General features: G+C 38.1%; 18 protein-coding genes. 11 read left to right on the top strand and 7 right to left on the bottom strand.

What is annotated here, in order from left to right; all coding sequences use genetic code 11:
* Positions 1–49 precede the first annotated feature (49 nt).
* On the top strand, positions 50–787 hold the full coding sequence (locus KYH19_RS10540) for a ferritin-like domain-containing protein (RefSeq protein WP_132396945.1): 738 nt from the start codon (positions 50–52) through the stop codon (positions 785–787).
* A 19-nt stretch (positions 788–806) separates the two neighbouring features.
* A complete protein-coding gene (locus tag KYH19_RS10535; RefSeq protein ID WP_132396947.1) occupies positions 807–1,694 on the top strand; it encodes a ferritin-like domain-containing protein in 888 nt (295 codons plus the stop codon).
* A 168-nt stretch (positions 1,695–1,862) separates the two neighbouring features.
* Here the strand turns inward: KYH19_RS10535 and KYH19_RS10530 are convergent, their stop codons facing one another.
* From KYH19_RS10530 to KYH19_RS10515, 4 genes are all read right to left on the bottom strand, one after another.
* Positions 1,863–2,987, bottom strand: a complete 1,125-nt coding sequence (locus tag KYH19_RS10530) for a CofH family radical SAM protein (RefSeq protein ID WP_219078668.1) — start codon at positions 2,985–2,987, stop codon at positions 1,863–1,865.
* 122 nt (positions 2,988–3,109) lie between these two features.
* Positions 3,110–4,105, bottom strand: coding sequence for a hypothetical protein (locus KYH19_RS10525; protein WP_219078667.1), 996 nt, complete (start codon positions 4,103–4,105; stop codon positions 3,110–3,112).
* Between the two features lie 27 nt (positions 4,106–4,132).
* On the bottom strand, positions 4,133–5,242 hold the full coding sequence (locus KYH19_RS10520) for a hypothetical protein (protein WP_219078666.1): 1,110 nt from the start codon (positions 5,240–5,242) through the stop codon (positions 4,133–4,135).
* Positions 5,243–5,266: 24 nt separating this feature from the next.
* Positions 5,267–5,965 carry a hypothetical protein gene (locus tag KYH19_RS10515; protein ID WP_219078665.1) on the bottom strand — a complete coding sequence of 233 codons (699 nt, stop codon included), beginning with the start codon at positions 5,963–5,965 and terminating at the stop codon, positions 5,267–5,269.
* A gap of 176 nt (positions 5,966–6,141) precedes the next feature.
* On the opposite strand from KYH19_RS10515, the gene KYH19_RS10510 reads away from it, so the two are divergent.
* Entirely contained in the window at positions 6,142–7,386 is a 1,245-nt protein-coding gene (locus KYH19_RS10510; RefSeq protein WP_219078664.1) for a pitrilysin family protein, read from the top strand.
* Entirely contained in the window at positions 7,379–8,650 is a 1,272-nt protein-coding gene (locus tag KYH19_RS10505) for a pitrilysin family protein (RefSeq protein ID WP_219078663.1), read from the top strand. The genes KYH19_RS10510 and KYH19_RS10505 overlap by 8 nt, the downstream gene beginning before the upstream one ends.
* Positions 8,651–8,706: 56 nt before the next feature.
* Here KYH19_RS10505 and KYH19_RS10500 read toward each other — a convergent pair whose 3' ends face one another.
* The 3 genes from KYH19_RS10500 to KYH19_RS10490 are packed head-to-tail and all read right to left on the bottom strand — an operon-like array spanning position 8,707 to position 12,893.
* The gene (locus tag KYH19_RS10500; protein WP_219078662.1) at positions 8,707–8,988 is read right to left on the bottom strand and encodes a pyrimidine/purine nucleoside phosphorylase; all 282 of its coding nucleotides are present in this window, start codon (positions 8,986–8,988) and stop codon (positions 8,707–8,709) included.
* A 3-nt stretch (positions 8,989–8,991) separates the two neighbouring features.
* A complete protein-coding gene (locus tag KYH19_RS10495) occupies positions 8,992–10,887 on the bottom strand; it encodes a DUF3857 domain-containing protein (protein ID WP_219078661.1) in 1,896 nt (631 codons plus the stop codon).
* Entirely contained in the window at positions 10,887–12,893 is a 2,007-nt protein-coding gene (locus tag KYH19_RS10490) for a DUF3857 domain-containing protein (RefSeq protein WP_219078660.1), read from the bottom strand. Before KYH19_RS10490 ends, KYH19_RS10495 begins: the two co-directional genes overlap by 1 nt.
* 247 nt (positions 12,894–13,140) lie before the next feature.
* On the opposite strand from KYH19_RS10490, the gene guaB reads away from it, so the two are divergent.
* The 7 genes from guaB (at position 13,141) to trxB (ending at position 23,194) form a co-directional block, all read left to right on the top strand.
* The gene (guaB, locus tag KYH19_RS10485) at positions 13,141–14,610 is read left to right on the top strand and encodes an IMP dehydrogenase (protein ID WP_219078659.1); all 1,470 of its coding nucleotides are present in this window, start codon (positions 13,141–13,143) and stop codon (positions 14,608–14,610) included.
* Positions 14,611–14,961: 351 nt separating this feature from the next.
* Positions 14,962–17,541, top strand: a complete 2,580-nt coding sequence (locus tag KYH19_RS10480) for a TonB-dependent receptor (RefSeq protein ID WP_219078658.1) — start codon at positions 14,962–14,964, stop codon at positions 17,539–17,541.
* 376 nt (positions 17,542–17,917) lie between these two features.
* Positions 17,918–18,511, top strand: a complete 594-nt coding sequence (locus KYH19_RS10475; RefSeq protein ID WP_219078657.1) for a TIGR00730 family Rossman fold protein — start codon at positions 17,918–17,920, stop codon at positions 18,509–18,511.
* A 246-nt stretch (positions 18,512–18,757) separates the two neighbouring features.
* A complete protein-coding gene (locus KYH19_RS10470; RefSeq protein WP_121284754.1) occupies positions 18,758–19,219 on the top strand; it encodes a MaoC family dehydratase in 462 nt (153 codons plus the stop codon).
* Positions 19,220–19,277: 58 nt separating this feature from the next.
* Positions 19,278–19,826, top strand: a complete 549-nt coding sequence (locus KYH19_RS10465; protein WP_219078656.1) for a hypothetical protein — start codon at positions 19,278–19,280, stop codon at positions 19,824–19,826.
* A 508-nt stretch (positions 19,827–20,334) separates the two neighbouring features.
* On the top strand, positions 20,335–21,963 hold the full coding sequence (locus KYH19_RS10460; protein WP_219078655.1) for an acyl-CoA carboxylase subunit beta: 1,629 nt from the start codon (positions 20,335–20,337) through the stop codon (positions 21,961–21,963).
* 274 nt (positions 21,964–22,237) lie between these two features.
* Complete coding sequence (trxB, locus tag KYH19_RS10455; RefSeq protein ID WP_219078654.1) at positions 22,238–23,194, top strand: thioredoxin-disulfide reductase; 957 nt, start codon at positions 22,238–22,240, stop codon at positions 23,192–23,194.
* Positions 23,195–23,717 lie beyond the last annotated feature (523 nt).

Genomic DNA, 23,717 nt, shown 5'->3' with positions numbered 1-23,717 from the left:
CACGTATGTATCATCAAACGAATTCAAAACCACTAAAACATAGAGGACTATGAAAAACAATGAACTAGAAACAAAAAGTGAACTTCGGGAAGAAAGTTTATTTGACAAAACTGTAGGCAGAAGGTCTTTTCTTCAGTATGCAGGTGCAGGTGCTGCAGGAATTGCTTTGGTAGCAGCTGGTTGTAAAAAAGATCGCGGTTATGAAAACCCAACTATGAATGGGGGCGCTACATTGGATTTTAAAGATGATATTGGGGTATTAAATTATGCTTATGCTTTAGAGCAACTGGAAGCTGCATTCTATATTCAGGTTGCCAATAGTAACACCCAATTCACGGGGTCAAATGCTGCAGCAAAAAAGGCATATTTTCAGGATATTCAGTTTCACGAAATTGCACATAGAGAATTTTTCAAAGCAGCCCTAACCACATCTGCAATCGGAAGTTTACAGGTAGATTTCTCATCAATTGATTTTACCAGCGAAGCAAGCGTACTCGCAACTGCAATGGCATTTGAAGATTTGGGGGTATCAGCTTATAATGGTGCCGGACCAAGACTCAAAAATGCAACATATTTGCTGTTAGCCGGTAAGATTGTTTCAGTTGAAGCCCGCCACGCAGCTTATGTACGTGATTTAGTCTCAAATGGAACATTTGCTGATCTCAATAGCCTTGCTTCATTGGGTGCCAATAATTCGGCTGGATTAGATGCAGCTTTAACGCCCGATAAGGTATTAGCCATTGCTGGAAAATATGTTAAAACCAAAATTAATGTAATCAATCTTTAATTTTTAAAATCAGAAAATCATGAATATCGTAAATATATTAGAAGAAATTGAAAAAGTTGACGGCGAAATCTATGAGCGTTTAAATCCGAGAAGGGCCGCAATGAAAAGCTTTTTCAATATGGGCAAAAAAATCTCTTTAGCTGCTATGCCGCTGGCCCTGGGTTCAATGTTTCAAAAAGCGTATGGACAAACAGCATTACCTGCTGCAGTTGTTGATGTATTAAACTTTGCTTTGTCGTTAGAGTATTTGGAATACCATTTTTATAATCACTGTATTGTAGGTAAAACTGCAGGATCGGCAGTAACCGATGTTACCTTTAATTTTCCTAATGCAGCCAGCCAAGCAGCAATTACTACCATTCGTGACCACGAAAAGGCACACGTTGATTTATTAGTAGGTGCTTTGGGAAGTTCTGCCCGTGCACCTATTGCATACGCAGATACCGATTTTAGGGCAGGTGGAGCATTTGCTTCGGTATATTCTGATTATAATACTTTTTTGGCTGTAGCACAAGGTTTTGAAGATACAGGAGTTAGAGCTTACAAAGGTCAGGCAGGAGCCTTACTAGGTAGTCCTGTATTGCAAACAGCTTTACAGATTCACTCGGTTGAGGCACGTCATGCTTCGCACATCCGTCAAATGCGGACAGCAGCTGGTACAGCTGTATATAAACCATGGGTTAGTCTTGGTGCTTCGGGGCAGGCAAATGATTCAGGGGTAGCTGCTGTCGATGCAGTATATGCTGGTGAAGATTTAACCGTACAAGCTGGTGCAAACATTGTGGGAATAGGTGGCAATGCAGGTATAACCAAAGCAGCAGCGGTAGAAAGTTTTGACGAGCCTTTAGATAAAGCGAGTGTAGTAACTATTGCCAACTTATTCTTAAGGGACGGTAAAAAATTATAGTGTATAAACAAACATATTCACATTATTAATTAGGTAATGTTTGGTTTAAGGTAGGGAGGTAGAACTTGGTTTTACTTCCCTTTTTTGATCAGGATTTCTAGGATTGTATGATTTTCAGGATTGATTGCTAGAAACCTCGTCCATCCCACATCATCCATTTTCCATCACCTAGTACGTGATCACCTGCTCTTCTAAATGCTCCGGTAGATCCCTGTAATTGTATTTTTGTCCACGTAACTGAGGTTCGAAACCTGCAGCTTTAATGGATTGTTGGATACCATTCGCCGTAAACCGGTGTGGTGCACCAGCAGCTGATACTACGTTTTCTTCAATCATGATTGATCCAAAATCGTTAGCACCAGCATGTAGACAAAGCTGTGCAGTAGATTTTCCAACGGTTAACCAGCTGGCCTGAATATTTTTGATATTTGGCAACATGATGCGGCTCAAGGCAATCATACGGATATATTCATCAGCTGTTACATTGTTGCTGATTCCGCGTAATCTTTTTAGTAAAGTGCCATCATCCTGGAAAGGCCAGGGAATAAAGGCCAGAAATCCGTTTGCATCGGCTGGTTTTTCACTCTGTACCTGACGGATCCATACCAAATGCTCAAAACGCTCCTCAATGGTTTCAACGTGGCCAAACATCATGGTTGCTGATGTGGTAATATCTAATTGATGGCATGCACGCATTACATCAAGCCATTCCTGTCCACCGCATTTACCTTTCGAGATTAAACGCCTTACGCGATCGTTCAAAATTTCTGCACCAGCTCCAGGAAGAGAATCCATACCAGCTTCTTTTAACGCTTTTAATACTTCAGTATGCGTCATTCCTTCCAACTTTGCAACGTGTGCAATTTCCGGTGGACCTAAAGCGTGCAGCTTTAAATCAGGATATAATTCTTTTAGTTTTTTGAATAGGTCAGCATAAAATGCTAAACCCAAATCAGGGTGGTGGCCACCCTGTAATAATAACTGATCGCCACCTAAACGGAAAGTCTCTTCAATCTTTACCTTATAAGTTTCAATATCAGTAATGTAACTTTCATCGTGGCCAGGCCTGCGGAAGAAATTACAGAATTTACAGTTGGCTATACAAACGTTGGTGGTATTTACATTACGGTCGATCTGCCAGGTTACTTTTCCACTGGGTACCTGAATCTTTCTCAATTCATTCGCCACAAACATTAACGATGCTGTATCGGCATGATGGTATAAATGTACTCCTTCTTCAAGGCTCAAAAAATCGAAATGTAATGCCCGTTGCAGTAGATCGGCTGTATTCATATTGCAAAAATACTAAATTGTTTATAGATCAATGCTTAGTTATTATGGCATAAAAGTAAATTTTTGACATAAAAAAAGAGCGACTGCAATTAAACAGCCACTCTTTAACTTAAATTTTAAGTTTATTTTAAAGCTAATAAAAAGCCAATAGTAAAGTTAGCGTCCCAATCAAATACAAAAGTATCACAGTTGGTTGCATCTTTAATGGCTTTGTAAATGTTGACACCGCTTTTAATCTTAATTTTGTCGGTATTATATTTATCAGGATCATTTAAAACGGTAAATCTTTCTTCACCTGTGCGGGTTTGTTTTGCGAGCTCAAAAGGCACACCACCAATGATGAAGCAAACTTCGCGTTTTCCGGATGGAATTTTTAAAGTAATAGATTTTACATCATTATAAACGGCATCGTCTTTTAAATTTTTCTCGTAATATTTAGCCCCCGGAGCTTCAGCAGATTTAATATCGCCATCCATCCAGGAAATTTTTGTATTGCCAGAACCAATATCCACCACAAAAGAATTGTCATAATAAGAGGGAGGTAAAACGCATTTCAAAGCCAGTTTTCCTTCTTGCTCTGCTGTAACCAGGTTAACAACAAAGCCCATTTTCTTTAGTTCTGAAACGATAGTAGTTGTTTTAGGCTCTTTTTGAGCACCTGAACTAATTACAAAGTGAATATTTTTAGACTTAACACCTTTATCAAACATTGCACCTATGTAATCTTTTAGGCCAGTTCTAATATCAGCGGTATTAGCCAAACCTTCGTAAACAAAAGATTTACCGAAATCTTTAGAGATGATTTCCCAGCGTTTTTCTTTATCAATATTAACTACGAAAGAGTTAAAGCCTGATGCACCCACCTCAACAACACCTTTATATTCGCCATTTACAGGTTTTTCCGGGGTGTAGTTAAAAGTTCTTTTATCATCATTTTTGGTAACAGCAGGGGATGAGGACGACTGCTCGGTACTGTCTTTTTTACTTTTGCCGGGATTTGATATAGCATCAATTTTGCCTGATTCAAAAGCCCAGTAACCTAAGCCAATAATTGGTATTGCAATAATAATTGCCTTTATAGGCCAGCGTAATCTTGCCCAGATTGATTTTTCTTCCATTGTGATATTGTTTAATTTAAATGTTGATTAATCTAATAATGTAAATCCTTTATCTACTTTTTCTTCAGGTTTAAGCTCATAAGAAGCGTCAGACATTCTGCTTACATTAAGCATTTTAAGGTTACGATCGTCTACTTTTTTGATAAATTCTTCTAATTCACTTTGTGATGGCGCACCACCAACGGTAATGTTATTATTTTGATCTAAGAAATCAAGGTTTGAACGAATAGACGCTATGTTTTGGCTTATGGCACCAGTAGCAGCATTCATAGCCTCCTGGAAAGCCCAACCATCTTTAATGTTAAATACTTCTGCAAGTCCTTCAGTAGCATTTTTCATTTTTTGAGTAGCTTCCAGTTTTTTCGAAATAATAGAAATACTGCTATCCAAAGTACTTACATAAATGCGGGCTGCACTTTCATTATCTTTCAAAACCTCTAAAACTTTAGCAAACTGATTGGCATATTGTACATAGCTGCGGGCATTTTGTTCTTCTGCTTCGCCTTCTTTACCTAACAAAAATGCTTTTGTTCGGGTTTCTTTAGCATCTCTGTTTAAATCGTTCGCTTTTTCAATGTTATTGTTTGTCTTTTCCTGATTTGCTTTTTCATCTAAATTTGCTGCTTCCAGCGTGAAACGTTTAGCATAGGTATATTTTTCTTCAGCAGTTTTTTGTGCCGTTTCGCCACTTTGAATCATATCAATGCGAACACCATCAACATTCGTAATTTTATCTTTTACTCTTTTTAAAGTGTCTTTTGCATCTTTTGATAACAGTTGAAGCGTTTCAATAGGATTACCTCTGATGATTGCTTTTTCACCTTTAAAAATTAAAATTGTACCTAAACGGTTTAATAAGGAGATAATTTTCGGAGCCAATAAAAGCAAAACAATGAGTATAATACTGAAGATAACCAATAGAATACTTTTGGCTGCATAAACCAGCATAATTGGCAGAAATTTAAAAAATGCAAATGCACCTCCTAAAATGAGCGCCCAAAAAAAGATACTAGAAATTACCTTTTTACCTTCAGGAGTTTGCACCTGACTGGGAAGATGATCGCCCAAAACCTGAAATATCGGCAGCTGGCTCTTAATCTCAGCCGGAATATTTACATACTGATTTTTGTTTTCCATTACTTGTCGTTAATTTTTAATTGTTTAATTTATGTTTGTTTCAATTATGCTTAATGCCTTTTCAATATCGGTAATAACCTCATTAACCGCTGCATTACCTAAGGCAATTTTTTGATCAATATCTTTTAATTGTGGGTCGTACTTGGCGTTAATACTTTTTAAATCCTGTTCTTTTGCTTGTAGTTTTGTTTTAAGATCGGCAATGTTTTGTTCAATAGATTTAATTTCGCTTACTAGGCTATCCTTTTCATCAACCAAATTATTTTCTATGGTTTGTTTTTGTTGTTGTTTCTGGCTGCTTTCCTGATCTATAACTTTCTTTAATTCGGTAGCATAATTACGCCCTGTAGCTAATAGTTTTTGCTTGTTTAAGTCTTTTTCTACATATTTTAATGATGTAAAAGCAGCTTTTATAGTTGTAGCATCAATACTGCCCATTTCTGCTGCTGCATTCCAAACTTCAAAAAAATCAAGTCCAGGCTCGTTCATTCTTTCCAGTATACCTAAAACTTTTACCTTCATTTGCTTAACATCTGTAACACCTATTACAGTAACATTTTGCTTTAGATTAGTCTGTGCCTGGTTAGTTACAGGTTCAGCCGCTTTTATAGGGGGGAGTGGCCTATCTTGCAAGTTATCAGTCGTTTCTGTACTATCTTCGAATATTAGTTTTTTTAAACTATTTAAAATTCCAAAAGAATTTTTTGCTGTTTCCTCGCCCATGATTAATGATTATCTGGTGCTAAAATAATAAAAATAGAATAGGTTAAGTGGCAAAACATATTTTATACTACTCCAGTTAAAAGAATTTTAAAAATATCTGGAGCAGTCGTCATAATTATTAATCACTTTCTGCTAAATGAATTATTAAATTATCTTTACCCACACTAAAAATTAATATGGTAGATTTTAATCGTTTTACACTTGCCAATGGTTTAAAAGTTTTGGTGCATGAAGATGCGACAACGCCAATGGCAGTTTTAAATATTTTATATGATGTTGGCGCGCGTGACGAGGACCCAGAAAAAACCGGTTTTGCGCATTTATTTGAACATTTAATGTTCGGCGGATCGGTAAATATTCCGAATTATGATGAGCCTTTGCAGCGCGTAGGTGGTGAGAATAACGCTTTTACGAGCAATGATATTACCAATTATTACATTACGCTGCCTGCAGAAAACATAGAAACGGCATTTTGGCTGGAAAGCGACCGGATGCTGAGCCTGGCTTTTTCTGAAAAAAGTTTAGATACGCAAAGGAATGTAGTAAGCGAGGAGTTTAAGCAACGTTACCTTAACCAGCCTTATGGTGATGTTTGGTTAAAATTGCGTCCGCTGGCTTATAAAAAGCATTCTTACCGCTGGGCAACTATTGGCAAAGAACTTTCGCATATTGAAAATGCAACAATGGATGATGTAAAAGCATTTTTCAAAAAACATTATACACCACAAAATGCAATTTTGGTTGTGGGTGGAAATGTGAAAACCGAAGATGTGAAAAAACTGGCTGAAAAATGGTTTGAACCGATCCCGGCGGGAGAGAAGTACAACCGTGATTTAGTTCAGGAAGAACCGCAAACAGAAGCCAGGCAAGAAACGGTGAGGGCTAACGTACCTTTAAATGCGATTTATATGGCTTTTAAAATGCCGGGGCGATTAAATCAGGATTATTACGCCTTTGATTTATTATCTGATATTTTATCACGTGGACAATCTTCGCGCTTGTATAATAGCTTGTTGAAAGAGCAGAAACTTTTTAGCGATATCAATGCCTATATTTCAAGTAGTTTGGATCCGGGTTTGTTTATTGTTGAGGGTAAACTGGTTGAGGGTGTAACAATTGAAACTGCCGAAAAGGCAATCTGGGCTGAACTGGAAAAATTAAAGACCGAACTGGTTTCTGAAAGTGAATTAACTAAGGTAAAGAACAAGGTAGAATCAGTACTCGTGTTTTCTGAGATGAGCCTGCTTGATAAAGCGATGAACCTGGCGTACTACGAACTATTAGGCGATGCTGCTATATTGAACCGGGAAACCGAAGAATTTTTAAAAGTAGAGGCAAAAGATATCAAAAGGATATCTAACGAAACTTTTAACCATAAATCATCATCTACTTTATATTACTTAACAGAAGAAAATGCTTAACAGACAACAGGCGCCTGATTTTAAGCAGGTATCGACAATAAAATTTATCCATCCGGAGAAAAAAGTATTAGAGAATGGTATACCCGTTTTCACTATTTATTCTGGCGAACAGGATCTGGTACGTATTGAATTTATTTTCGATAATGTTAACTGGAAATCCGAAAAACCATTGCAGGCCATTGCAGTGAGCGCATTAATCAATAATGGAACAAATAAATTATCTGCAAAAGAGATAGCCGAACAAATTGATTTTTATGGTGCATTTTTCCAAACAGAATATGTTCAGGATCAATCTTCAGTTACGTTATATACTTTAAATAAACATTTACATTCGGTATTACCCATTGTAAAAGATGTTCTATCAGAAAGTCAGTTTCCACAGCAGGAGCTTGATATTTACATCCAAAACCAGAAACAAAAACTGCAGGTAAACCTCAAAAAAAACGATATTCTTGCTAGAAAGGAGTTTGCGCACGCTTTATTTGGTAATACCGCTTATGGTGTAAATATACAGGCTGAACATTATGATGCTTTAAAACGTGAAGACCTGATTGATTATTTTAAAGCGGCTTATTCACCTAACAACTGCACCATTATCGTTTCCGGAAAGTTTGATGAGGCAAGTTTTAATTTGCTGAACGATGCCTTTGGTAAAGATTGGGAAAAGAGTAATGCCATAAAAAACAGTTTTGATTTCGCTGCAACTGCAAAACAGACTATTTATACCGAAAAACCAGAAGCTTTGCAGTCTGCTATCAGGATTGGTCAGTTGGCCATTAACCGTAAACATGAAGATTTCTCCGGACTTCAGATTCTAAATACCGTTTTAGGGGGCTATTTTGGTTCGCGCCTAATGAACAATATCCGTGAAGATAAAGGTTATACTTATGGTATTGGTTCAGGGGTTTCTTCGCTGCAGCAGGCAGGTTATCTTTTTATCGCTACCGAAGTAGGTGCTGATGTGTGTGCGGCTGCATTAACTGAGATTTATAAAGAAATCGAGATATTGAAAACTGAACTGGTAGGGGATGAGGAACTGGACCTGGTTCGGAACTACATGCTGGGTTCTATGTTGGGCAGTTTGGAGAATGTTTTCTCACATGCCGATAAATTCAAGAATATTTATTTCGCAGGATTGGATTACGATTACTATACCAGATATATAGAGAAAGTTAAAACCATTACTGCTGAAGAATTACTTGCGTTGGCGAATAAATACCTGATTACAGATCATTTTACTGAAGTAGTGATTGGGAAGAAATAATTGCGAATAGCATAATTAAAGAAGTCAAGTTTTTAAAACTTGACTTCTTTTTAAAACTACCTATACTGGCATAAATATGCCGTTTGTACAGTCGTTTTAACTTTAAACGATGAATTTTCATCAACTTCGAATTTACTGCCTGCTTTAATGCTCTGCCATTCAGCAGCTTCAGGGAGTAAGGCTTCTAATTCACCCTCGATAACATGCATAATTTCTTTTTGAGCAGTACCAAAGGTATATTCTCCCGGATTGATAATGCCAATGGTCGATTTTCCTTCAGCAGTTTCATAGCCTAACGATTTAACGTTGCCATCAAAATATTGGTTTTCAGTAATCATAATTTATAAGGTTTTAGCTAAAACAGCTTTTTGTTTATCGGCCTGATAGATCTTTTTATAAAAATCTACATACTCCCCATATTTTTCTGGCGGGTACTTTTTGTTGTTCATTGTTTGTGTACGGCTATAAACAATCATGTTATCCTTAACACTAAATTTCGCTGTGTAAGAGCCAAATTCAGAGTTAATAGCAATATCTTTTGGGATAAACTCTACATTGTAGCCTTTTGGAAGAATATAGTTGATTTCATCATCATCGTTATAGCTAAAAGGAACGGCAAAGTATGTTTTTCTCCCCTCTACCTTAAGCGGAACGCTTTCGCGACGGTTAATCTGGTTTACGACCAAAAATAATTTATCTCCGCCTTTAGTTAGTATCGGATTGGTTTTAAAGTTAATCTCTTCTGTAAGCACAGGTACCGTTTTATCTGCCTGCAAATACTTATAGCTGGTTAGCGCTGCAACAGGAATAGAACTCTCTTCAATAATTCTTTTCCTAAGTTCAACAGGTTCCATTAAAGTCATCGAAAAATTTTCTTCAAATTGTGCATTGCCATAGGTAGATCTGATTTCCGAATCTGCTGTACCATCTTCGGCGAGTATAATTTTGGTTTTTCTGATCTGGTAGTTTTCCTTCGCATTATAAACCGGAGTATGCACTATTTTTCCTCCGTCTTCTGTCACCATTAATACATTCCGGTCAGAATTGCTGTAACCAATAAAACCCATGGGTTTATATTGACTGGTACACTCTAAAAAAGTAGTATCCTTTTCGAGTGGTACACATAAAATCATGTGGTTGGCCTGCCCCATGCTCGAATAATTCGGATTTAAACTAGGCATATCATTTCCAATAACAATTAAATTTGAGGCAATTCCTGCTTCGTTAAGCAGGGCTTTCATGTAATTAGAAAGTGCTTTACAATCGCCGTAATTCACCTGTGCCACTTTTTCAGCCAAAATAGGCCTAAAGCCCCCTATACCTAGTTGAACACTTACATAACGGGTATTTTGTTGCAAATGGTTATACAAAATCCGAATCTTTTCTTTTGGTGTTTTGGCGTCTTTAATTAAGTTCTGCACCATTAATTTGGTTGCTTCAGGAAGCTTATTTCCGCCTTGATTTAAAGCAAAAAGCCACGAACCAAAATTTTTCCAGTTGTCGAAATTTCCTGTAGAGCCATCGTATTCGAACTGATTTGGAGCTGCCTTAACCCAGGCAGAAATGTTATCAATCCCTGTACTTAAAGGCTCTTCAGCAAAAGCACTAACATTGGCACTTTTCCATTTATACTGTATTTTTTCTCCATTAATTACCGAGTCGGTCTTTAAATTCGAACTCGTAATGTATCTCATTTTGTAGTTCTTTGCCTTTTGAATGGTGTAAGCTGATTTTTCTACAGATACACCAAAGCCTTTCAAATCATGCCACGAAGGAAAAGATAACAATCCGTTATAGTCCTGACTATAACTGTATTCTATAGTGTATGGATAAGTTACACTTACAAATTTTAAGAGCTTAAGCCTGTTGTCTTCAAAGATCGAAAAATCGGAAATCAGGCTTTGATCTTTAATGTCCGAACTTTTATAGTCTTTTATTCTTTTGCCTGCAGCATCGTAAAGTGTCGCTTTGATGTTATATATGCTGCTGAATTTATCATAAAACTCTGTCATTTCTCCATATTGATCGCCTGCTTTGTTCAAAATGGTAATTGCAATTTTATAATCCATTTTTGCAGCCCCAAGCCCTTTAACATCAAAAAAAGATTCTTCATTCCTGATTACTACAATTGCATCTTTTTTCAGGTTTTCGGGAATTTTTGCTACATCATAATCTGTCTGTGCAAATACAGTATTAATACCCAAAAGCGCAAGCGCGAAACTTAAATAATATTTCATTATCCTTTCTTTTTAAATACAATCTGTTCGGCCTGTTTTTCTACCACGGTTTTGAATAATTCTTTTAGATCGAAATATTCTTCTGGCGTATAAAATGATTTATTTACGTTGATGCTGCTTTTTACCATCAAGGTTTTGCCTTCTGCTATATAATTAATGGTAAAGGTTCCGTTCTCTTCCGGAAGTTTGTAAATACCTCCTTTAGGAAGTTTATCTATTTCATAATCATCAGGGAAGTTTACCGTAATGCGGTAGCTTTCTTTAAATGGATAGGCAAAATCAACCGGAAATTTACGCTGCTCCAGTTTAAATAAATTTTCTTTTGTTCTTTCAAAAAGGAGTGGGGTGAAGTACACCAGGTTGCCGGCTTCCTCCACATTATCTTCAATTACTGCGTCCATACTTTCGCTCAGTAATTCGTCGACGTTATCAAGATTGTCAATTTTATAAGCAGAAACTTCAAGACCCGTTTTATCCTTTTTGAAACCTTTTATAAACTCGGTTTCGTTATTGGTTGTCCTATATTTATTGCGCAGGTTTAATGCTGCATAACCTTTAGAATACTGGTTGATTGTTCCAGACAGTTTATGCTCTTTATCCAGCACCATATTGTATACAAAAACCTTTTCGCTAGGTATATTTGGCTCGGTAGAAAGCCATTTACCATCGTTATTTTTTAAATCCATATAAAAACCCTGGTGGCTCAGGTTTTCATAATCCAACATTCCGGCAGGTAAATCTCGATCTGTTGCATCAAGATAATAAACGGTATTGCCGATCTGAGTAACAGCAATTACATTGTTAAATGCGGAGATTAGTGGGTAACCGGGGTGCGTGCCATTTTCCCTTGTACTGATCAGCACCGGATAGGCTTCAATTTTAGCCTCTTTTAGTAAACCCAATAAAGCCAGATTGATATCGCCTGATGATCCTGTTTTCTTTTCAAAAAGATTTTTAGGATTGGTTTCGTTTGAATATTTAGAATATTGTTTGTTCCATTTTAAACTGTTTTTAACATAGTTGAAAATAAGTTTAACGGCAGCCAATGTATCTTTTTCTCCTTTCAAAATACCAGGAAGCACCGATTTTGCATAGCCGTTACGGTTAATATATCCCCCAAAGTTTTCATCCTGGGCCAGCTCGTTAATGATTTTAGGCCAGGAGCCATTATAATCATGATATACATCCCCGGGAAAACTAGTTGCCCTTAATTCAAATTCAATCTTTGGATTATAGTCATCCATGGTGGTCACATATGGCTCATCTTTTAAAGCTGGCATATTCTCCGCACAATATTTATCGTATACCGCATTTGAATTTACGCCAGTTACATAAGATGCACTTACATTTTGATGAAGCGGATGATCAACCTGATAGTAACCAGTCATATTGGTTTTATAAGTCAGGTACTCTGGTATTCTCACATTATATTCTGACCAAAGTGTAGGAACACTTGATTGAAACCGCCAGCCGCGTAACGTAAAAATAAAATCTGATTTGATCTTATATTTAAATTCAATGATCGAACCTTCTTTCACGTTAGGAAGCGCAAACTTTTTGATCACATAGTTTTTGTTAAACTCTTCGGTAAACTTGGCATCTTTGTTAAGTTTGCTGGTTACCATTTTACCATCAACCATATTATAGGTTGCAGCATCCATGTAGTTAAGATCTTCTTTTGCCGAATTGCTGTTTTTATAAAGTTCTACTTTAAAATTGGCAAGATCATAACCGTTTTTGTTTAAAATCTTGTAACGGATGTGTCTTTCAAAAACATAAACAAAGCCTCCTGAAGACGGGCCTATTTCAAAATAGCAGTTGCCAACATCAAACAGTTTAATCGCCGAAGCCGAAGAGTCTTGTCCCGAGGCTTTTACTTCGAATTCTGTTGGTGCAATTTTTCCAAACTTAAATTCTCTTTTTACAGGTTGAATAGTTTGGGCATAGGCGGTGCTAACTCCAATGCAAAGCATTAAAGTCAGAAATCTGAGAGCATTTTTCTGCATTATAAATTAGTTCTTTGGCTTCTGCAAGTATAAAAACATTCTCCGAATTATTTTGAAATAATTTTCGTCTAGCAGGTTTGATTTTTATAGGTATAGGCAAGAGCAACAAAGAAAATAATGCTCAATTAAATGCAGGACAAGAATTGTCAGGCAAGCTCAATATTTGAGTAATTTTAACTCGACGCTTTTGTTTTCGCATTATTTTCGTATCTTTGCCTGGCAAATAATAAATCCTAATTTATTTGCTATGCAACTCGATTCCACTAAATTTATTGCCACAAGTTTAACGTACGACGACGTACTATTAGTACCCGCATATTCCGAAATTCTGCCCCGTGAAGTAAATACATCCACTTTTTTAACAAAAAAAATCAAACTTAATGTTCCATTGATTTCTGCCGCAATGGATACCGTAACAGAGGCTGAGCTTGCCATTGCAATAGCACAAAATGGTGGTATCGGGATGTTACATAAAAACATGACCATAGAAAGACAAGCTGCAGAAGTACGTAAAGTTAAGCGTTCAGAAAGTGGTATGATCCAGGATCCCGTTACCTTATTGGAAACAGCTGTTGTAGCCGATGCTTTCAAGATCATGAAAGAGCATAAAATTGGTGGCATTCCGGTTGTAAGCAGCGATAATAAACTTGTTGGAATTATTACAAACAGAGATTTACGTTTCCAAAAAGATATGAAGCGGCCGATTTCTGAGGTAATGACAAAAGATAATCTAATCATTGCACCAGAAGGTACTACTTTAGTACAGGCAGAAGAAATTCTTCAGAACCACAAAATCGAGAAACTTCCCGTAGTAAGCAAAGATGGTTACCTAAGTGGTTTAATCACCTTTAAAGATATTTCGAAAGTAAAAAATTATCCTGTTGCCTGTAAAGATGAACGTGGCCGTTTACGTGTAGGTGCTGCCGTTGGCGTAACTGCCGATACCATCGAAAGGGTTGATGCTTTAGTTGCGGCCGGAGTTGATGTAATTACTATCGATACTGCTCACGGTCACTCTAAAGGAGTAGTTGATAAATTAAAAGAAGTAAAAACTAAATACCCTGAATTACAGGTGATTGTTGGTAATATTGCTACTGGTGCTGCTGCAAAATTCCTGGCCGATGCTGGTGCTGATGCTGTTAAAGTAGGTATAGGTCCGGGATCTATTTGTACCACCAGAATTATTGCCGGAGTTGGTGTTCCTCAGTTATATGCCGTTTACGAATGTGCTAAAGCATTAAAAGGTACAGGTGTACCAGTAATTGCTGATGGTGGTATTAAACATACTGGTGATATTGCTAAGGCAATTGCATCTGGAGCAAGTACCGTAATGGCGGGTTCGTTATTTGCAGGAGTAGAAGAATCGCCGGGTGAAACCATTATTTACGAAGGACGTAAATTTAAATCATACCGTGGAATGGGTTCAATTGAAGCAATGGAACAAGGTTCTAAAGACCGTTATTTCCAGGATGTTGAAGACGATATTAAAAAGTTAGTTCCTGAAGGTATCGTTGGTCGCGTGCCTTTTAAAGGTACTTTGGCTGAAGTAATGTACCAATACATTGGTGGTTTACGTGCAAGTATGGGTTACTGTGGAGCCGCAAATATTGAAGCTTTACAAGAAGCGCAGTTTGTACAGATTACTGCTGCAGGTATGCGCGAAAGTCATCCACACGATATTACCATTACCAAAGAAGCACCTAATTATACCAGATAGGGTTAAGGCAGAAGGTAAGAGGGGAGAAGGTTGAAGGTAATATTTACTCAATCTTTCCTAATAAATAGAAAAACGGGTCATCGGTTTACGATAGACCCGTTTTTTTATTTAAACCTCGCAGGTTTTTAAAACCTACGAGGTTTGCGGCTATTTATAAAAAACACAAAATAAAATTTGGAAAATAATATTTTTTAATATATTTGACTACTAAATCTATAGGATTTATATGGTAATTATGAAAACAATTCAAAAAACGCACTCTTATTGTTGTTGTAGCCATTCTAAAACAGTAATCGCATAATTCCAACGGGTCATTAATCAACAGCATTTAAACAAACTATCAACATAATCATGAACAAAAGTTTACTTTTCCTCTTTTCATTTTTACTTTCGGCAGGTTTCGCTTTTGCCCAAAGTGCAGTAACCGGTGTAATTAAAACAAGCAATGGCACTACCATCCCTAATGCAACCATAAAGGTGAGGGGAACAAACCAGGCTGTAGTGGCCGATGAAAATGGCGCTTTCAGCATTAATGTAAAACAAGAAACACCATTTTACCTTCAGGTAAGTTCAGTAGGCTATAAACCACAGGATTTTCAGATATTAAAACTTCAGGAGACTCCAATAGAACTGGTTTTGGTAGAGAATGCGCTATTAGATGAAATCGTGGTAACATCCAGAAGACGCTCGGAGGTTTTACAGGATGTACCGATTCCAATTACTGTTATTGGTGGCCGTGCTGCAGAAAATGCTGGTGCTTTTAATGTTAACCGTTTGAAAGAATTAGTGCCTTCTGTACAGTTATATGCTTCTAATGCCAGAAATACCACTTTAAATATCAGGGGTTTAGGGTCTACCTTTGGTTTAACCAATGATGGTATCGATCCTGGAGTAGGGTTTTATGTAGATGGTGTTTACCATGCACGTCCGGCTGCTACCTCTACTGATTTTCTTGATATTGAGCAGATCGAAATTTTACGTGGCCCACAAGGTACCTTATTTGGTAAAAATACAACAGCAGGTGCGTTTAACATCACTACAAGTAAACCAACTTTAACACCAAGTGCAAAAATAGAATTGAGCGCAGGGAATTATAATTTTATTCAGGCTAAAACATCAGTTTCCGGCGCACTTGCAAAAGATCTTGCTGCAAAAATTTCAATTTCCGGAACACAGCGCGATGGTACCATCTGGAACACCAGAGAAGAACGAAGATACAGCGGACAGAATAATCTGGGCTTTAAAGGGCAGCTATATTATACTCCTTCGGAGAAATTACAGGTATTACTAAGTGGAGATGTAAGCATTCAGCATCCGGCAGGTTATCCTTTGGTAATTGCAGGTGTAACTACAACTGAAAGAAGTGCTTACCGCCAGTATGCCAGAATTGTATCTGATTTAGGCTATCAACAACCTAAAATCGATCCTTTTGCCAGAGAGATCAATACCAATACGCCTTGGAGACATAACCAGTCGATAGGTGGTATCTCTTTAAACGTAGATTATAAAATCGGCAATGGAACGCTTACTTCAACCACTGCCTGGCGATTCTGGAACTGGGATCCTACAAATGATAGGGATTTCTCAGAATTAGCAGCGCTAACCAAATCGCAAGGTACCTCACGTCACGATCAATACTCACAGGAAATAAGATATGCCGGTAATATTACCGAAAAATTAAGTGGGGTAGTCGGTGTTTATTTCCTGGGTCAGAACTTAAAAGGTTTGGCACAAACAGAAGAAGTAGGTAAAGATCAGTGGAGATTTGTACAGACGAGTAATACCGGCAGTCAGGCTTTATATTCAACCCCTAGTTTGTTAGATGGCTTTGGAATTAAAACCAATTCAACCATTAAATCGTTAAGTGCGGCTGTTTTTGCACAGGTTGATTGGGAAGTTTTCAAAAAACTGCACGTATTGCCAGGTTTAAGGTATACGTATGATAAAAAAGATGTTGATTACGATAGGGTTACCTATGGTGGTTTGCAGACTACTGATGCAGCATTATTGGCGCTTAAAGCAGCGGTATATGCCAATCAGCAGTTTAAAACCAAGGTAGACAACAACAATTTATCAGGTAACTTTACCGTATCGTATCGTCCAACGCATAACTTAAATGTTTATGGAACTTTCTCTACTGCCTATAAACCCGTGGGTGTTAACGTAGGTGGTTTGCCAACTACTTCAACCGGTGCAGCCGATTTATCTGTAGCTGTTGTTAAACCGGAGTATGTTCAACATTATGAGTTAGGTGCTAAAACAAAGCCGTTTAAAGGTGCTATCGTGAATCTTAGTTTATTTAATACTGACATTAAAGATTACCAGACCAATGTTCAATCTCCACAACTGGGTGTAAATAGAGGCTATCTGGCAAATGCTGAAAAAGTAAGGGTAAAAGGATTGGAAATAGACGGAACTTACCAGTTGGAAAGGTTTTTAACCTTAAATGCTGCCTTGGCCTATCTGGATGGCAAATATGTAAAATTTACAAATGCACCTCTTCCTTTAGAAGAAACCGGGCATACCGAATTGGTAAATGGTGTTGCTACACAAGTGGCATTTAAAGATGCTTCCGGAGGAAGATTACCAGGTGTATCAAAATGGAATATTTCTGGCGGTACAGAATTAAGTACTGCAGGTAAGCTAGCTACCAGAGAAGGTAGGTATTTTATTGCTGGTGATGCCAGTTACCGTTCAGAATACTCTTCAAATCCTACGCCATCAAGCGTACTAAATGTTAAAGGTTATGCTTTATTTAATGCAAGGTTAGGTTTCAAATCAGATAAGTTTTCTTTATTTGTTTGGAGCAGAAATATCGCAAATAAAAACTATTACGAGCAATTACAGGCTGCTGCAGGTAACTCCGGTTTGTATGCGGGGGTACTGGGCGACCCAAGGACTTATGGCGCGACTATCCGTTACGCTTTCTAATATTTAAAATTAATCTTTTCTCTTTTATATTTGGTTAGAAGGAGTGGTGTAATGCCGCTCCTTTTTTGTGCTAAAAAATACTTATTGTTCTCAGGTGGCTTAGGTGGTCAATATTAGTTAGAAAATGAGGGGGTCGGTACTAAATCGGGAGCTGCAGTCCTGCTTTCCGTTTCAAGTCCTCGCTGCGCTGCGGGCTTTCTCTTCAATCACGTTTATTTAACAAAGTCGGTGGTTCTTGGAAAAGAATTGTACGATCAAACCTCGTAGGTTTTCAAAACCTGCGAGGTTTAATTAAAATAAGTCCTGTAACAGCTTTGTGCAGAATTAAAATTTATAGAAAGCTTATAAAATCTTAACTTCGGTAAATTTTAAAAAAATGAATAAGCTTAAATCGGTTTGTGTGTACTGTGGCTCAAACTTTAATGGAGATATACAGTTACGCAATGCGATAAAACAGTTGGCAGAAACTTTAGTAAAACAGCAGATTAAGTTGGTTTACGGTGGCGGTAGTGTTGGGGTGATGGGGGTTCTAGCCAACGATGTACTGGAGCTTGGCGGTTCGGTTACTGGTATCATCCCTCAGTTTTTAATGGATAAGGAAGTTGGACATAAGGGAATAACTGAAATGATCGTGACTGAAAATATGCACCAGAGAAAACAGAAAATGGCCGATTTAAGTGATGGATTTGTGATCTTACCCGGTGGTTTTGGTACACTTGAAGAATTTTTTGAAGTGCTTACCTGGTTGCAGTTAGGCCTGCATCACAAACCTATTGGCATTTTAAATGTAAATGGTTTTTACGATCCGCTGTTTGCCCAAATGGAAATGATGGTGCAGAGCAAATTTTTAAAACCTGCCAACCGCGACCTGGTTTTTAATGAAGCAGATCCTGAAATTTTAATCAATAAGATGGATGATTTTTCTGCCATTCCTGATGAAGTGTGGTTTAGGGAGAGGAACTTGAGTTAACTGCAGGATAGCCAGTTGCTCATGGATCATCGTTAATAGTTTAATGGTTCATGGCTGATAGTCAATAGTTTATTGTCAATAGTTAATAGGCCGGTTGTAGACTTTGAGCAATAAGACCTTGGACTATCAGCCAAAAAAGTCTATATCAAAACTTCATTTAAAACGGAACTAAAAAACAAGAATCAACTCTAAAATCAATTATCAACCCGCCAGCCGCATAACGCTCGGCGCTTAAATATAACCAAAATGCAAATCATTACCTCCCACGCAGAATTTGAACAATACCTTGGCAAGGAATTAGGCATTTCTTCATGGCATACCATTACACAAGAACAGATCAACAAATTTGCCGACGCTACATTAGACCATCAATGGATCCATGTTGATGAAGAGCGGGCACAAAATGAAGGACCGTTTAAAGCAACTATTGCACACGGTTATTTAACCTTATCTTTAATTCCTTATTTATGGAAAGAAATTGTTGATATCCAGAACCTAAAAATGGAGATCAACTATGGGATAGAAAGTTTAAGGTTCGCGCAAGCCGTAACGGTTAACAGTAAGGTTAGGTTAAAAGCTAAACTTGCTTCTATTATCAATCTGCGTGGCGTAACCAAGGTAAACATGGCCATTGAAATGGAAATTGAAGATCAGAAAAAGCCTGCCTTTAGCGGAGAGGTAGTTTTCTTGTATCATTTTGTGAATTAATGACTTACAATGTAGTGAATTGTTTATCTTTAACGTAAATAAGAAAATACATTCGCTCATGATCAAAAACCGAAACCCCTTAATTTTTATTTTATTCAGTCTGTTTATCCTGTCATGCCAAACGAGTAAAGATCAAAATTCGGCAGCCGGTTCATTTTTGCCTATGCAGATAGGCAATTTATGGTATATGAATGCTCAATCCTATACAGAAATTAAGGATACTGTTCGGATTAATAAGAAGCTTTTTTACCAATTTTATTCCCTTGTAGGTGGCGATGCTAGCAGTACGGTATATCTTCGGATCGACGAACGCAATAGATTGGTAGAAAGTTACCCCGATAACCCGACTAAAACCTATATCCGTGCTGATTTTAATGCCAAAATAGGCGATAAGTTTTTTACCACTGGCGAAAAGGATGAGAATGATAATGAAGTAACTGTAGTTCAAAAATCAGATCAGGAAATGACCTTTTCATTCGATCCTATTTACCATCCTAATTTAAAAGGGCATCCGTCTGAAGTAAAATATATTAAAGGCAAAGGTTGGGCTGAGAAATATCAAAAAATAAAGATTGACGGAGTTGTTTATCAAAATTTGCCGCAGTAATTAACCACAGAGATCACTGAGTTTTTCACAGAGAAACACCGAGGGCATAATAATTTTCTTGTCTTCTGTGATTTTTATTTACATTCTCTATTATGAAGACTTTGAACCCTTTGCGGTTAAAAATGCCATGAATGCCCGGAAGGCACGAAGATTTTTCACATAATCCAGACCCCATGTCCTCTGTGCATTTTACTTGTGATCTCTGTGGTTAAAAACACTTAGGGCTCTTTGTGGCTATCCTTTGCGTACTTTGCGGTAAAAAAAGCCAGGGACGCACGAAAAACACGGAAATTTTTCATCTAATCTCAACGCTGTGTCCTCTGTGTCTTTTCTCTGTGAACTTTGTGGTATAAAAAAAATGCGCTATTTGCGGCTATCCTTTGCATACTTTGCGATTAAGCAACTCTTGGTATTAAAAACTTAATGCACTTTGCAGTTAAACCTTCCCTTAGACCAGAAACCGATTTGGTCAATATTGTTTTTCTAAAATTAAATTTAAATTGCCTCCATGAATATCGAATTCAATAAAAACGAGGATGTAAATAAACAGTTGGTTTACGAACTGAAAACCAGACTCAAAAAAATATACCTGGGAGGTGGCGAAAAGAATGCTGCAAAACAAAAAGAAAAAGGTAAGCTGCTGGCCCGTGAACGGATTGCTTATTTAATTGATAAAGATTCTGACTTTTTAGAAGTCGGAGCCTTTACCGCTGATGGCATGTATGCCGAGCAGGGTGGATGTCCATCTGCAGGAGTAGTATGTGGTATAGGTTATGTAAGTGGCAGGCAATGTATGATTGTTGCCAATGATGCCACGGTAAAAGCTGGGGCCTGGTTCCCGATGACTGCGAAAAAGAACCTCCGCGCGCAGGAAATTGCCATGGAAAATCGTTTACCAGTAATTTACCTGGTTGATAGTGCAGGGGTATATCTGCCCATGCAAGATGAAATTTTTCCCGATAAAGAACACTTTGGACGGATGTTTCGTAATAATGCTTTGATGTCTTCAGAAGGGATTGTGCAGATTTCTGCCATTATGGGGGCTTGTGTTGCTGGAGGGGCCTACTTGCCAATTATGAGCGATGAAGCAATGATTGTGGATAAAACCGGATCTGTATTTTTAGCCGGTTCTTACCTGGTAAAATCGGCCATCGGCGAAGAAGTGGATAACGAAACTTTAGGTGGTGCCACCACACATTGCGAAATCTCCGGTGTTACCGATTATAAACATCCTAACGATCAGGCCTGCTTGGATAGCATTAGAAACATCATGAGCATGTTGGGCGCACCTCAGCATGCAGGTTTCGATCGTATCAAGCCTGCAAAACCCAAAGAGAAAGAAGAAGAACTGTATGGTATCCTTCCTGAAAACCGGGATAAACCTTACGAAATAATGGATATCATTAACCGTTTGGTTGATGGATCCGAATTTGAAGAATATAAAAAAGGCTATGGACAAAGTATTGTTTGTGGTTTAGGCCGTATTGATGGATGGGCAGTGGGGATCGTAGCCAATCAGCGTAAAGTAGTGAAGTCGAAAAAGGGTGAAATGCAATTTGGCGGCGTAATTTATTCTGACAGTGCCGATAAAGCTACCCGCTTTATTATGAATTGTAACCAGAAGAAAATTCCATTGGTTTTTTTACAGGATGTGACCGGTTTTATGGTAGGCAGCCGATCAGAGCATGGTGGCATTATTAAAGACGGTGCTAAAATGGTTAATGCGGTTGCCAATTCTGTGGTGCCAAAATTCACAATCGTACTGGGCAATTCTTATGGTGCCGGTAATTATGCAATGTGCGGTAAAGCTTACGATCCACGTTTGATTTATGCCTGGCCAACAGCAAAAATTGCCGTAATGGGTGGCTCACAGGCGGCAAAAACATTGTTGCAGATTCAACAAGCCTCTTTGAAAGCAAAAGGGGAGGTAATTACACCAGAGAAAGAAGCCGAATTGTTAAAAGAAATTACCGATAAATACGACAGCCAAACCACTCCTTATTATGCGGCATCACGGCTTTGGGTTGATGGAATAATCGATCCTTTAGAAACCAGGAAGGTAATTTCGATGGGGATAGAGGCAGCTAACCAATCTCCGATTACGAAGAAGTTTAATGTAGGAGTAATACAAACTTAGGTTCATAAGTGCTGTCAGGTGTTACCATTTGACAGATTTATTAATGGGTGTCAGGTAGAAATATCTGACACACGAAGATTTTTTTACCACCTAAGCCACCTGAATACACCTAAGCTTAACGCCGTGTGTCGAACGCTATCAGCTTCGCGCTTTTCGCCATGCGCCCCACCCTCAACTGTTAATAAGTAAACTATGTTGACAAAGCGCATTTGCTAACAATTATTTAAAGCATTAAATTTGCGCTACGATTAATGAATTTCAAACACACTATATAATGTCACAAGAAAACGAGCACGTTCAGTGTTTAATTATAGGTTCGGGTCCTGCAGGTTATACTGCTGCAATTTATGCTGCCAGAGCTGATTTAAAGCCAATAATGTATACCGGAATGCAAGCTGGCGGACAGCTTACGCAAACTACTGATGTAGAAAATTTTCCAGGCTACCCGCAAGGAATTATGGGGCCAGAAATGATGGAAGATTTCCGCAAGCAGGCAGAGCGTTTTGGCACCGATATCCGTTTCGGTTATGTAAGTTCGGTAGATTTCTCTTCAACACCACATAAAGTAGTGGTTGACGAAATTAAAACCATAACAGCTGATACAGTAATTATTGCTACCGGGGCTACTGCTAAATGGTTAGGTTTGCCAAGTGAGCAACAATACAATGGTTTTGGTGTTTCGGCCTGTGCAGTATGCGATGGTTTCTTTTTTAAAGGTCAGGATGTTGCCATTGTAGGTGCCGGAGATACGGCAGCTGAAGAAGCAACTTATTTAGCAAAACTTTGTAAAACTGTGCATTTACTGGTGCGTAGGGATGAATTCAGAGCTTCTAAAGCGATGGTTAGCCGCGTATTGGCAACACCAAATATTGTGGTTCATTACAATACTGAAACGCAAGAGATTCTGGGTAACGGCAAAAATGTAACTGCAGTTAAAGTTTTAAATAACAAAACAGATGTCGAATCTGATATCGCCGTAGAAGGTTTCTTCGTGGCTATTGGTCATAAACCGAACACCGATATTTTTAAAGGCCAGTTAGATATGGATGAAACCGGTTATTTAACTACTAAACCAGGTTCTACTTTAACCAACATAGAAGGCGTGTTTGCCTGTGGAGATGTGCAGGATATGTACTACCGTCAGGCCGTAACAGCTGCAGGTTCTGGTTGTATGGCTGCGCTTGATGCCGAGAGGTACCTGGCCGCTAAAGAACATCCAGTAGAAGCTTAAGAATAATTTTATTATTTAGAAAAAGAGAAATCAGTAATGGTTTCTCTTTTTTATATTGAGTAGCCCTCTCAATCACGCCGATCTATTAAAGCAAATCTTATTTTATAAAATCTCTATTTTTTGGAAAGCAATTGCAGTAGTTCTTTTTATTGTTAGTCCTGCTTTACATTTCAAGTCCGCACTCGTACCTCGCTTGCGTGCTTTTCATTGCAATCAGGTTTAAATACGCAGTTTCTGCTACTATTAGGGGTCTAATGGTATAGTGTTCATGTTTTTCTGCACACTTCAACCCCAAATAGTTTACCGGTCTGGCCACCTAAACCCGATCGAAGCGGGATGCCAATTTCCTTCAAATTGGCAGAAGCGGGAGCGGGGCTGTTCTAACCTAAGCGCTTCTGCGCCTGATTTCCAAAAAGTAATCATCCTTTCGACTAAAACGTAGTGAAATGGAGAAATCTGCTGTAGAAGCTATGAAATGTAGATTTCTCGACTGCGTTACACTCCGCTCGAGATGACGATCTCT

It is taken from the genome of Pedobacter sp. D749 (assembly GCF_019317285.1).
Classification (GTDB): domain Bacteria; phylum Bacteroidota; class Bacteroidia; order Sphingobacteriales; family Sphingobacteriaceae; genus Pedobacter.
Note: the sequence above shows the minus strand (reverse complement) of the source record. Positions and strands in the feature narration are given on the sequence as shown.